Source organism: Streptomyces sp. NPDC102406, assembly GCF_044765725.1.
GTDB lineage: Bacteria > Actinomycetota > Actinomycetes > Streptomycetales > Streptomycetaceae > Streptomyces.
Window position 1 is genome coordinate 407,263 of record NZ_JBIWKP010000003.1, and the last position, 12,189, is coordinate 419,451.

The 12,189-nt window shown below is 71.2% G+C and carries 10 protein-coding genes; 8 read left to right on the forward strand and 2 right to left on the reverse strand.

Annotated elements, in window-relative coordinates; translation table 11 throughout:
• Positions 1-14: 14 nt before the first annotated feature.
• Entirely contained in the window at positions 15-2,132 is a 2,118-nt protein-coding gene (glgX, locus tag ACIRF8_RS15800) for a glycogen debranching protein GlgX (RefSeq protein WP_404215058.1), read from the reverse strand.
• A gap of 196 nt (positions 2,133-2,328) precedes the next feature.
• On the opposite strand from glgX, the gene ACIRF8_RS15805 reads away from it, so the two are divergent.
• The 4 genes from ACIRF8_RS15805 (at position 2,329) to ACIRF8_RS15820 (ending at position 6,672) form a co-directional block, all read left to right on the forward strand.
• Entirely contained in the window at positions 2,329-3,084 is a 756-nt protein-coding gene (locus tag ACIRF8_RS15805) for a Tat pathway signal sequence domain protein (protein ID WP_404215060.1), read from the forward strand.
• Between the two features lie 58 nt (positions 3,085-3,142).
• Positions 3,143-4,468: a copper amine oxidase gene (locus ACIRF8_RS15810; protein WP_404215061.1), complete on the forward strand. Its 1,326-nt coding sequence runs from the start codon at positions 3,143-3,145 to the stop codon at positions 4,466-4,468.
• A gap of 114 nt (positions 4,469-4,582) precedes the next feature.
• Entirely contained in the window at positions 4,583-5,851 is a 1,269-nt protein-coding gene (locus tag ACIRF8_RS15815) for an SAV2148 family HEPN domain-containing protein (RefSeq protein ID WP_404215904.1), read from the forward strand.
• 101 nt (positions 5,852-5,952) lie between these two features.
• Entirely contained in the window at positions 5,953-6,672 is a 720-nt protein-coding gene (locus tag ACIRF8_RS15820) for a 3'-5' exonuclease (protein ID WP_404215063.1), read from the forward strand.
• 43 nt (positions 6,673-6,715) lie between these two features.
• Here ACIRF8_RS15820 and ACIRF8_RS15825 read toward each other — a convergent pair whose 3' ends face one another.
• A complete protein-coding gene (locus ACIRF8_RS15825; protein ID WP_404215065.1) occupies positions 6,716-7,594 on the reverse strand; it encodes a phosphotransferase enzyme family protein in 879 nt (292 codons plus the stop codon).
• Positions 7,595-7,761: 167 nt separating this feature from the next.
• Here ACIRF8_RS15825 and ACIRF8_RS15830 point away from each other — a divergent pair, with 167 nt between their 5' ends.
• From ACIRF8_RS15830 to mgt, 4 genes are all read left to right on the forward strand, one after another.
• The gene (locus ACIRF8_RS15830; RefSeq protein ID WP_404215067.1) at positions 7,762-8,685 is read left to right on the forward strand and encodes a carbohydrate ABC transporter permease; all 924 of its coding nucleotides are present in this window, start codon (positions 7,762-7,764) and stop codon (positions 8,683-8,685) included.
• A complete protein-coding gene (locus ACIRF8_RS15835) occupies positions 8,685-9,515 on the forward strand; it encodes a carbohydrate ABC transporter permease (protein ID WP_404215069.1) in 831 nt (276 codons plus the stop codon). Before ACIRF8_RS15830 ends, ACIRF8_RS15835 begins: the two co-directional genes overlap by 1 nt.
• A complete protein-coding gene (locus ACIRF8_RS15840; protein ID WP_404215071.1) occupies positions 9,515-10,819 on the forward strand; it encodes an ABC transporter substrate-binding protein in 1,305 nt (434 codons plus the stop codon). Before ACIRF8_RS15835 ends, ACIRF8_RS15840 begins: the two co-directional genes overlap by 1 nt.
• 87 nt (positions 10,820-10,906) lie before the next feature.
• Positions 10,907-12,145 (forward strand): macrolide-inactivating glycosyltransferase, encoded by a 1,239-nt coding sequence (gene mgt / locus ACIRF8_RS15845; protein ID WP_404215073.1) that lies wholly within the window; start codon positions 10,907-10,909, stop codon positions 12,143-12,145.
• The last annotated feature ends 44 nt before the right edge of the window (positions 12,146-12,189 follow it).

Genomic DNA, 12,189 nt, shown 5'->3' on the forward strand with positions numbered 1-12,189 from the left:
GCGGTGCCCGGTAGTCAGGCGGGCCGCCGCAGTACCGTCAGACTTCGCCCGATCAGCGTCAGCCGGTCGCCCGCCTGCACCTTCGGGCCGTCGTCGGGCGGCAGCCCGGTCGGCAGCGCCGTGTCGACGACGGCCTGCCACTGTCGGCCGTGATCGACCGGCACCACGAACTCCAGCTTGTCGGGTGAGGCGTTGAACAGGAGCAGGAACGAGTCGTCCAGGATGCGCTCGCCCCGCGGGCCCGGCTCCGAGATCGCGTTGCCGTTCAGGAACACCGACAGCGCGCGGGCCTGCGAGGCGGTCCAGTCCCGCTGCGTCATCTCCTCGCCCTCCGGGGTGAACCAGGCGATGTCCGACAGCTCGTCGTGCGTGCCCTCCACCGGACGGCCGTGGAAGAAGCGGCGCCTTCGGAACACCGGGTGCTCGCGGCGCAGCCGCACCATCGCGCGCGTGAACTCCAAGAAGGGCTCCGGCGGGGCGTCCGGATCCGCCCAGCGCAACCACGCCACCTCGTTGTCCTGGCAGTAGGCGTTGTTGTTGCCGCCCTGGGTGCGCGCGAACTCGTCACCGTGGCTGAGCATCGGCACGCCCTGCGACAGCATCAACGTGGCGACGAAGTTGCGCATCTGGCGGGCGCGCAGATCGAGCACCTCGGGATCGTCGGTCTCGCCCTCGGCGCCGCAGTTCCACGACCGGTTGTGGCTCTCCCCGTCCCGGTTGTCCTCCCCGTTGGCGTCGTTGTGCTTGTCGTTGTACGCGACCAGGTCGTGCAGGGTGAAGCCGTCGTGGCAGGTCACGAAGTTTATGGAGGCCAGCGGGCGGCGGCCGTCGTCCTGGTAGAGGTCCGAGGAGCCGGTGAGCCGGCCCGCGAACTCGGCGAGGGCGCGCGGCTCGCCGCGCCACAGGTCCCGTACGGTGTCGCGGTACTTGCCGTTCCACTCGGTCCACAGGGGCGGGAAGTTCCCCACCTGGTAGCCGCCCTCGCCGACGTCCCACGGCTCCGCGATCAGCTTCACGCGCGAGACCACCGGGTCCTGCTGCACCAGGTCGAAGAAGGACGACAGCCGGTCCACCTCGTGGAACTGGCGCGCCAGCGTGGCGGCCAGGTCGAAGCGGAACCCGTCGACGTGCATCTCCTCGACCCAGTAGCGCAGCGAGTCCATGATCATCTGGAGGACGTGCGGGGACCGCATGAGCAGCGAGTTCCCGGTGCCCGTGGTGTCCATGTAGTACCGCGGGTCCTCGGCGAGGCGGTAGTACGACGGATTGTCGAGGCCCTTGAAGGAGAGCGTCGGGCCCAGGTCGTTGCCCTCCGCCGTGTGGTTGTAGACGACGTCGAGGATGACCTCGATGCCCGCCTGGTGCAGCGCCCGCACCGCCGACTTGAACTCCAGGACCTGCTCGCCCCGGTCGCCCCACGACGCGTACGTGTTGTGCGGGGCGAAGAAACCGATCGTGTTGTAGCCCCAGTAGTTGTTGAGGCCCATCTCGACCAGGCGGTGGTCGTTGACGAACTGGTGGACCGGCATCAACTCCAGCGCGGTCACGCCCAGTTCGGTCAGGTGCTCGATGATCGCCGGGTGGGCGAGCGCCGCGTAGGTGCCCCGCAGCTCGTCCGGCAGCGCCGGGTGCCGCATCGTCAGCCCCTTGACGTGCGCCTCGTAGAGCACCGTCTCGTGGTACTCGGTACGCGGCGGGCGGTCGTCGCCCCAGTCGAAGTACGGGTTGACGACGACCGACGCCATCATGTGCGGCGCCGAGTCGAGGTCGTTGCGCTCGTCCGGCGACCCGAACGGATAGCCGTACACCGCCTCCGTCCAGTCGATACGGCCGCTGATGGCGCGCGCGTACGGATCGAGGAGCAGCTTCGCCGAGTTGCAGCGAAGCCCGCGCGCGGGATCGTAGGGGCCGTGCGCACGATAGCCGTACCGCTGCCCCGGCATGATCCCGGGGAGGTAGGCGTGCCGGACGAACGCGTCGGACTCCCTCAGCTCCACCGCGGTCTCCGAGCCGTCGTCGTGCAACAGACACAACTCGATTCGGTCCGCGGTCTCGGAGAAGACCGCGAAGTTCGTACCGGCACCGTCGTACGTGGCACCGAGGGGATACGCCTGTCCAGGCCACACCTGCATGCTGACGACTCTTCCACTTCCGGCCCGGGGGCCCGGGCGACATAGTTGAGTCTCTCCCCCGAAAGTGGCGGAACCACCTACGAGTTGGACCCCTCTTACACGACGACCACGTATACCGGCATGCCCACACGCGTGGCTGCCGGGGAAGCAGGGGGAAGATGTGCGCGAGCTAGCAAGACGCCACCTCGGGAAAATAGTGGCCACCGCGGCTCTCGCGGCGGCCGGTGCGGCCGCCGTGGTGGGCGTGAGCCTGCCGGGGAGCACCCCGGACGCCGACGACGCGGCGAGGGCGGGCACGGCCCAGCGGGACGCGGTGGCCGCCCAGGGCACGGTCGAGGCGGCACCCGACGAGGGAGCCAGGGGCATCGGCAGGGACCCGCTCACCGACGCCGAGATCGACCGCGCCGAGCACCTGGCGGTGGCCGACGACAACCTGCGCAGGAACGCCCGGGACGTCGAGGGCGACCGGGGACCGCAGCACCTGTCCACCAACCTGACGGAGACCGACCCGAACCTGACCGGCGCGGCGGCCCGGCAGCGCCGCGCGGACGTCGTCTCCTACGACTACCGCAACGACTCCGTCGTCACCAAGACCGTCGACCTCGACACGGGCAAGGTCGAGGACACCCGCACCGACCGGGGCGTGCAGCCACCGCCCAGCCAGGACGAACTCGCCGAAGCGGCGCGACTCCTGATCGCCGACCGGCTCGGCGCCGACCTCAAGAGCGACTACGAGGACGCCACGGGCAAGCAGCTCACGAACGCGGGCCAACTGCAACTCAGCGGCATGGTCTTCCGCAAGGAGACCGTCGCGAAGGTGCCCGCCGGCCTCACCGCCTGCGGCGAACACCGCTGCCTGCGCGTCGTCGCCAAGGTCCGGAACGGGCCGTGGATCGACACCCGCGCCCTCGTCGTCGACCTGAGCGACCGCAAGGTCGGCCGCCTCGCCTGAGCGCCGTCCCGCCACCGACCACGCCCTCTTTCTCTCCTGCACAAGGGAGCCCTTCCGTATGCACGTCATCAGAGCCCGGCGCGCCCGCAAACGGCCCGCTGCCGTCCTCACCGGCCTCGCGGTCACCACGCTGCTCGGCACCGCCCTCGCCACCGCTCCTTCCGCCACGGCCGCCCCCGCGGCCCCACGCCAGGCGTCCGCCGCCGCGCCCGCCTGCTCGGCCGCGTACACGATCGAGCAGACCCTCGACGGTGGTACCACCTGGCGCATGTGCTGGCACTACAACACCCTCTCCGGCCTCGTCCTGGACGATGTGAGCTACCAGCCCAAGAGCGAGCCGAAGCCGATCCGTGTCCTCACCAGTGCCCGCCTCGCGCAGGTCCATGTCCCCTACGACGACGGGGAGAACGAGTACGACGACATCACCGGCACCGACTTCGGCCAGGCCCTCCAGAACCTGAGGCCCGCCGAGTGCCCCGGCGGCACCATCAAGACGGTCAAGGTCCCCGACCGCGGCAATGTGACAGGGCTGTGCGCCACCACGCGCGCGCGAGGGCACGCGTACCGGCTCAACGACGACGAGTCGACCGGCGGCAGCGGCAAGCTGTACAGCGCCCAGGGCAAGGACCTGCTCGTCTACACGGTCAACAAGGCGTCCTGGTACGAGTACATCACCGAGTGGCGCTTCTCCTCCGACGGCACCATCACCTCCAACGTCGGCGCCACCGGCAGCCTCTCCCCGTACGACTACAAGGGCACCGACGGCAAGGGCTGGCCCATAGGCAAGGGCGCGAGCGCCTACGCCGAGAGCCACAGCCACAACGTCTTCTGGCGGCTCGACTTCGGCCTGGACGGCTCCGCCAAGCACAAGGTCGAGCAGTACGACTCCACGGTCACCGCCCCACGCGGCAACGGTGTGCCCACCACGAAGACCACCAGGACCCCCGTCACCAAGGAACTCGCCGGGGACGCCAAGGACATGCGCTGGTGGCGCGTGGTCTCCACGGCCGGCAAGAACAAGGACGGGCACGCCAGGTCCTACGAGTTCGTGCCCGGCCGCTCCAGCAGGTTCCCCGGGCGCTCCTTCACCAAGCACGACGTGTACTTCACCGAGTACAAGAAGTGCGAGCAGTACGCGAGCAACAACCCCTCGGCCGCCTGTGGCGGCACGAGTGTGGACAAGTGGGTCACGGGCCAGACGCTCAGCCACCCGATCAGTTGGGTCAACATAGGGTTCCACCACATAGCCCGGGACGAGGACCAGCAGCCCATGCCGGTCCACTGGCAGGGCTTCTCGCTGGCCCCCAGGGACGTGACCGCTATGAGCCCGCTCACTCCCGCCGATCTGGCGGATCAGAACGGCGTTCCCGTGAACGGGAGTTGAGAAACTCTCCTTCCCATCGGGCTGCACCGCCGACCGCTCCCGGAGTACCCTTCCTTGATCGTTGCTGGGGGAGTGCTCGACAAGCTCGGGGGAGCGGAAGGCGGTGCGGAGCGGGTGAGCTCGGGAGGTCTTGAGCTTCCCCCTGGTGACGAGGGTCACGAGGGCCAGGAGGGCGCCGGGGCGGCCGCCCAGGACATCCCGCCCGGAGCGGTGTCGCTGGCACGGCCCATGGAGATGGGATCGCAGATCGGCCCCGAACTGGACTGGGGGACCGACGCCTGGCGTGAGGTCCGTACGCGCGCCCAACGAGCCGGGCGCGCGTACATCTGGCTGAATCTGGTGGAACAGCGGCTGCGCGCCGTCGTCGCGGCCGTGCTGCGCCCCATCTACGAGCCCGTGCACGGCGACGACTGGGTGGTCGCCGCCGCCGGGCCCGCCGGGCAGGAGTGGGTGCAGCGGGCCGTCGCGGTGCGCGAGGTCAGCCGCCGCAAGGGCTATCTCCTCGACCCGGCCGACGACAACGTGCTGTCCTTCCTGACGCTCCCGCAACTGCGCGAGCTGATGGTGCAGCACTGGCCCTGCTTCGAGCCGTACTTCGACGACCGGCGCGACGTCGAGCTCGCCCTCGACGAGCTGGAGGTCACCCGCAACGTGGTCTCCCGCAACCGCGCCCTGTCCGAGACGGTCCTCGCCCAGGCCGAGCGGGCCTCCGCCCGCCTCCTGGAGATGCTCGGCGCGGGCTCCGACGTCCCCTCGGCCCGCAGGCTGCCCATCGACGCCGTCGAGAACCTGGTCGGCGACCGGTTCGCCGACGTCGTCGCCGTCCACTCGGACCGGGTGCGGCTGCTGCGCCAGTTCCCGGCCGAGGACCTGTTCGGCGGCGCCCGGCGCCTCGACGCGATCGGGATAGGGCTCAACCTCCTCGTCCAGAACTTCTCCGGCCGCCGCCTGATGCGCCTCGCCGAGTCGGGCTGCCGTACCCGGCTCCTGTTCCTCAATCCGGCCTCCAGTTCGGTCAAGCGGCGCGAACGGGAACTCGGGCTCAAAAGGGGCGAGTTGAGCCGGGCGGTCGAGATGAACATCCTGCACATGCGGCGCGTCAGGGCCCGCCTGCGCGACCCCGGAGCGTTCGAGATCCAGGTCTTCGACGAGACGCCCCGCTTCACCGCGTACCTCGTCGACGGCGACGGTGCCGACGGGGTCGCCGTCGTCCAGTCCTATCTGCGCCGCGCCCGTGGCATGGAGGCACCGGTCCTCGTGCTGCGCGGCGGCGGACGCCTGGTCAGGACGGACTCATCTGCCGATACCGGGGAGAACGGCCTGTTCGTGACATACCGGGATGAGTTCGAGCAGGCGTGGGCGGACGGCCGCCCCGTCTCCTGACCGGCGCGGTTCGGCGGCCCGGGGCGGTGCCGGACGGATTGTCAGTGGCGCGTGCGAGGGTGGTGGTCATCGGGGGAACGCACCACGAGAAGGGGGCTGCCATGGGCTGGCACCGCGAGCTGTTGGTCGGCTTCGACCTGGAGACGACCGGGACGGATCCGCGCGAGGCGCGCATCGTCACCGGCGCCGTCATAGAGGTCAGGGACGGCGCGGTCCTCGGCCACCGGCAGTGGCTCGCCGACCCGGGCGTACCCATCCCGGACGACGCCGTCGCCGTGCACGGGATCAGCAACGAGCGGGCGAGAGCCGAGGGCGCACCGGCCGACCGGGTGGCGGACGCCATCGCCGACGTGCTGGTCGGGTACTGGCGCACCGGCGTCCCGGTGGTCGCGTACAACGCGGCGTTCGACCTGACCCTGCTCTGCGCCGAACTGGCCAGGTACGGGCTGCCCTCGCTCCGTGACCGCCTCGGCACGGACCCGGCTCCGGTGATCGACCCGTACACGATCGACCGCACCGCCGACCGCTACCGCCGCGGCAAGCGGAACCTGGAGGCGGTCTGCACCGAGTACGGTGTCCCGCTCGACACCGCGCACGACGCCTCGGCGGACGCCCTGGCCGCGGCGCTGCTCGCCCGCGCCATAGGTGAGCGCCATCCGAAGGTCGCCTCCCTCGGCGTGGCGGAGCTGCACCACCGACAGGTGGAGTGGTACGCGCGGTGGGCGGCGGACTTCCAGAACTTCCTGCGCACGAAGGGGGACGCGGCGGCGGTGGTGGACCCGGCGTGGCCGATACGCGCGTACACCTCGTCCAGCGTGTGACGGACCGGCCCGCGGCCGGGGAACAGCGGCCGAAGGCCCCGCGTCAGAACGGGTACCAGCGAACGGTCGGATCCCCGTCGCGCAGCGAGGCGACCCGGCGCCGGAACTCCGCGAGCGCCGCCGGATTGCTGGGCGCGTGCTGGGCGACCCAGGCGCAGGACGCCGTCTCCCGCGCCCCGCGCAGCACCTCGCACCCGTCCCACCCCCGTACGTCCCACCCGTACGCGGAGACGAACCCGTCGTAGGCCGCCGCGGGCAGCCCGTACCGGTCCCGCGACAGTGCCATCACCACCAGGTCGTGCTCGCGCAGGTCCGAGGAGAAGGTCTCCAGGTCGACCAGGAGGGGACCGTCGGGGCCGATGTGGACGTTGCGGGGCAGGGCGTCACCGTGGATCGGGCCCGGGGCGAGGCGCGGGATCAGCGCGGCGGCGGCCGTCGCGAACCCGTCGCGCCGCTCCCGCAGGTACGCCGCGTCCGCCGGGTCGATCGCGTCGCCCGCGAGCCGCAGCCACCGCTCGACGCCGCCCAGCAACTCCCGCCGGGGCAGCGTGAGTCCGCTCGGCGCGGGCAGCGCGTGCACCAGCGTGAGCAGCTCCGCCAGATCGCGCGGCTCAGCGGGCCGCACGGAGTCCGGGACGCGGTGCCACACCGTCACCGGATGCCCGTCGACGACCAGCGGCTCGGCCTTCGCCGCCCGCACGGCCGGGACACCGTGCTCGGCGAGGTATCCGGCGACGGCCAGCTCCCGGCGGGCCCGGTCCAGGAGTTCGGGGGCCAGCTCGGTGTCGCGCCCCACCTTGACCACGAGATCACCGGACGCGAACACCGCGTTCTCGCCGAGCGCGAGCAGCTCGGCGCCGTCCGCCGGTCCGTCCACGACATCCGCCCGGGCCAGCACGTCCCGCGCCCGTACCTCGTCCATCACTCGCCTCCCGCGCTTTCGCCTGTACCCGGCCAGTCTTCCACCCCGGCCGCACTTCTTGACGCCGTAGGACCACGTCAGGACGATGACGGAGGCCGCCGGGGCGGCCGGAAAGCGTCGGAGCTTGTCTTTGAAAGCCGTCCGAACCGCCCGAAGGAGCCGCATCCGTGACCTCGGCGACCGCACCAGCACGGGCGGGGCAGCGCCCCGCCACCGGACCGCGCAAGGAGCACGGCGCCTGGTTCCTGGTCCTGCCCGCACTGCTGCCCATCCTCGTCCTGAGCGTCGGCCCGCTGCTGTACGGGATCGGGCTCGCCTTCACCGACGCCCAGTCGGGCCGCACCACCGCGACCCGGTGGGTCGGCGTCCTCAACTTCCGGGACCTGCTGGACGACACCCTCTTCTGGGAGTCGTTCCGCATCGGCCTGCTCTGGGCGGTCGGGGTGACGGTGCCGCAGTTCCTGCTGGCCCTCGGCCTCGCGCTCCTGCTCCACCAGGACCTGCGCTTCCGCTGGCCGGCCAGAGCCCTCGCCATCGTGCCGTGGGCGATGCCGGAGGTCGTCGTCGGCATCATGTGGCGCCTCGTCTACCACCCGGACGCGGGCGTCCTCAACGAGACACTGCGCGATCTCGGCCTCGGCGACGGGCGCGACTGGCTCACCGGACTCGCCACGGCGCTGCCCGCCGTCATCGTCGTCGGCATCTGGGCGGGCATGCCGCAGACGACGGTCGCCCTGCTCGCCGGGCTCCAGCACACCCCGCGTGAGCTGCACGAGGCCGCCGCCATGGACGGGGCGGGCGCCTGGCGCCGGTTCCGCACGGTGACCTGGCCCGCGATCCGGCCCGTCGCCCTCGCCATCAGCGCGCTCAACTTCATCTGGAACTTCAACTCCTTCGCCCTGGTCTACGTCCTGACCAACGGCGGACCGGGCGGCCGGACCCGGCTCCCCATGCTGTTCGCGTACGAAGAGGCCTTCCGGTACGGCCAGTTCGGCTACGCGGCGGCGATGGGCTGCGTCATGGTCGCCGTCATCTCGATCCTCCTCGCCCTCTACCTCGTGGGCCGTCTGAAGGGAGGCGACGAGCAGTGATGAAACCGTCGGGGCCCGCCCGCGCGGGCCAGTACCTCGCGCTCCTGGCCTACCTCGTCTTCCTGGTCTTCCCGTTCCTGTGGCTGATCTCCACCGCGTTCAAGCCGCCCCGCGAACTCGCGAGCCTGCACCCCACCTGGCTCCCCAAGGACCCCACCCTCGCCAACTTCCGGCAGGCCTTCGACGAGCAGCCCCTGCTGCGCGCCGCCGCCAACTCCCTGCTCGTGGCGGTCTGCACGGCCGTGATCGCGCTCGTCATCGCGACGCCGATGGCGTACGTCATGGCGCGGCACCGCTCGTTCCTGTCACGCGCGGCGACCGGCTGGGTGGTCGTCAGCCAGGCGTTCCCCTTCGTCCTGGTGATCATCCCGCTGTTCCTCGTCCTCAAGAACCTCCACCTGATCAACGCTCTGCCGGGCCTGACCATGGTCTACGTCGTGTGGGCGCTGCCCTTCGCGCTGTGGATGCTCGTCGGCTACGTCCGGGCCGTGCCACGGGAGCTGGAGGAGGCCGCCGCGGTCGACGGGGCGGGCCGGTTGCGCGTCCTGGTGTCCGTGACGGCGCCGCTGCTCGCGCCCGGCATCGTCGCGACGGGCCTGTTCGCGTTCATCAGCGCGTGGAACGAGTTCTTCTTCGCGCTCGTCCTGATGAAGACGCCGGAGCGGCAGACGCTGCCGGTGATCCTCACCCACTTCCTCGGCGCCGAGGGCGTCGCCGACCTCGGCCCGCTCGCCGCAGCCGCATTCCTGGCGACGCTGCCCTCCCTGGTGATCTTCGCCGTCATCCAGAAGCGGATCGCGGGCGGCATGCTGGCAGGGGCGGTGAAGTGATGCGGAACGCGGCCCTGGCCAGGGCGCGCACGGTGACGCTCGTCCTCGCGGCGGCGCTGTCCCTGCTGATCGCCGGCTGTTCGTCCGGGCGGGGGTCCGACGACGGCCCCGTCACCCTCACCTTCCAGTCACTGGCCTGGCAGAAGGAGTCCGTCGACGCCAACAAGGAGCTGGTCGCGGAGTGGAACGCGGCGCACCCCGACATCCGGGTCGAGTACGTGCAGGGAAGCTGGGACAGCGTCCACGACCAGTTGCTCACCTCCTTCGAGGGCGGTGAGGCGCCCGACATCATCCATGACGCCTCCGACGACCTGGCCGACTTCGCGTACGGCGGTTACCTGGCCGACCTGCGCGACTATCTGCCGTCGCGCCTCACCTCCGACATCCCGCGGCGCAGTTGGGAGACGGTGACCTTCGGGGACGGGGTCTACGGGGTGCCGTTCCTCCAGGAGCCGCGCGTGCTCATCGCCGACGCGAAACGCCTGAAGGCATCGGGGGTACGCGTACCGACGCCGCGCCGGCCGTGGAGCTGGGCCGAGTTCCGGCAGGTCACCGAGCGGCTCAGCGGCAAGGGCCGGTACGGGGTGGCCTGGCCGCTGAAGGAACCGGTGTCGGCGACGCTGAACCTGTCCCTGTCCACCGGCGGACAGATGTTCCACCGGGGCGCGGACGGCGAGGTGACGGTGCGGTTCGAGGCGGCGGACGCGGTCATGCCGCGCACCGTGCACGACCAGGTGAACGTCGACGGGAGCGCGTCCGGCACGACGCTCGGCATGGGCGGCTCCGACACGCTTCCCGGTTTCTTCGCGGGCAAGTACGCGATGGTGCCGCTCGGGTTCTCCTACCGGCAGCAGATCGTGCAGCAGGCGCCCAAGGGGTTCGACTGGCGGGTGCTGCCCGCACCGGCCGGCGCCGACGGCCTCACCCAGGGCGTCAGCCCGCAGACCCTGTCCGTCGCCGAGGACAGCCCGCACAAGAAGGAGGCGGCCCGGTTCATCGACTTCCTGCTCCGACCGCGCAACATGGTGCGACTCGCCCTGGGGGACTGGATGCTGCCCACCGGTACGCGCGCCCTGAAGGACCCCGCGCTGCGCACCCCCGAGAACGGCTGGGCGACCGGCACGGCCCTCGCCGCTCAGCTGCGCTCGGCACCCGCCCAGTCCGTGCGGGGCTATCCCGAGTGGAAGGACAAGGTGGCCACCCCCGCGCTCCAGGAGTACTACAGCGGCGCGATCGGACTGGCCGAGCTGCGGCGCCGCCTGGTCGACGACGGGAATCTGGTGCTCGCCCGGTACCAGCGCTAGGAGTTCGCAGGCACTGCACCGCGCAGGAGAGTGAAGGAGGAGGAATCCTTATTGCACGAGACGTCTCGTCTCGCTTAGTGTGAGCGCGTGACCCACCACCAGCACCCCCACCGCGCCCACATCGCCATGTTCTCGATCGCCGCCCACGGCCACGTGAACCCGAGCCTGGAGGTGATCAGGGAACTCGTCGCGCGCGGACACCGCGTCACGTACGCGATCCCGCACCTCTTCGAGGAGAAGATCGCCGAGACCGGCGCCGAACCGGTCCTCTACCGCACCACCCTGCCCGGCCCCGACGACGATCCGGCGGCCTGGGGCACCACGCTCCTCGACAACGTCGAGCCGTTCCTCGACGACGCGATCCAGGCGCTGCCCCAACTCGTCGAAGCCTACGAAGGGGAGGGCGGAGCGGGCGTGCCCGACCTCGTCCTGCACGACATCACCTCCTACCCGGCGGCCGTCCTCGCCCACCGCTGGGACGTGCCCGCGATCTCCCTCTCGCCGAACCTCGTCGCGTGGCAGGGGTACGAGGAGGAGGTCGCAGGACCGATGTGGGCGGAGCCCCGCCGGACGCCGCGCGGCAAGGCGTACTTCGACAGGTTCACCGCCTGGCTCGCTCAGAACGGGGTGGGCAGGACCGTCGATGAGTTCTGGGGCCGCCCCGACCGCTCCCTCGTGCTCATCCCCAGGGCGCTCCAGCCGAACGCCGACCGGGTCGACGAGAAGACGTACACCTTCGTCGGCGCCTGCCAGGGCGACCGGAGCGCGCAGGGCACGTGGGAGCGACCGGCCGACGCGGAGCGGGTGCTGCTCGTCTCGCTCGGCTCCTCGTTCACCAAGCAGCCCGACTTCTACCGCGAGTGCGTCAAGGCGTTCGGTGACCTGCCGGGCTGGCACGTCGTGCTCCAGGTCGGCAGGCACGTCGGCGCCGCCGACCTCGGGCCCGTACCCGCGAACATCGACGTACGTGACTGGGTGCCGCAGGTGGCGGTCCTGGAGCAGGCCGACGCGTTCATCACGCACGCGGGTGCGGGCGGCAGTCAGGAGGGGCTCGCCACCGCCACGCCGATGGTCGCCGTCCCGCAGGCCGTCGACCAGTTCGGCAACGCCGACATGCTCCAGGGTCTCGGCGTCGCCCGGCACGTCCCGAAGGAGGAGGCGACGGCCCAGAACCTGCGGGCTGCGGTCCTCGCCCTCGTCGACGACCCGGAGGTCGCGCGCCGTCTGGCCGCGATCCGCGAGGAGATGGCGCGGGAGGGCGGCACCCGTCGGGCGGCCGACCTCATCGAGGCCGCACTGCCCACCCCGCACGACGACCGGGCGTAGCGCCTGTCACGGACGTCCACCGGGGAGTCGCGCCGTCGATGAGG

What these genes read in the sequence shown, in the direction of transcription:
- glgX (WP_404215058.1), bottom strand. Translation starts at nt 2,132, where the DNA reads ATGCAGGTGTGGCCTGGACAGGCGTATCCCCTCGGTGCCACGTACGAC.
- ACIRF8_RS15810 (WP_404215061.1), top strand. Translation starts at nt 3,143, where the DNA reads ATGCACGTCATCAGAGCCCGGCGCGCCCGCAAACGGCCCGCTGCCGTC.
- ACIRF8_RS15820 (WP_404215063.1), top strand. Translation starts at nt 5,953, where the DNA reads ATGGGCTGGCACCGCGAGCTGTTGGTCGGCTTCGACCTGGAGACGACC.
- ACIRF8_RS15825 (WP_404215065.1), bottom strand. Translation starts at nt 7,594, where the DNA reads ATGGACGAGGTACGGGCGCGGGACGTGCTGGCCCGGGCGGATGTCGTG.
- ACIRF8_RS15835 (WP_404215069.1), top strand. Translation starts at nt 8,685, where the DNA reads ATGAAACCGTCGGGGCCCGCCCGCGCGGGCCAGTACCTCGCGCTCCTG.
- ACIRF8_RS15840 (WP_404215071.1), top strand. Translation starts at nt 9,515, where the DNA reads ATGCGGAACGCGGCCCTGGCCAGGGCGCGCACGGTGACGCTCGTCCTC.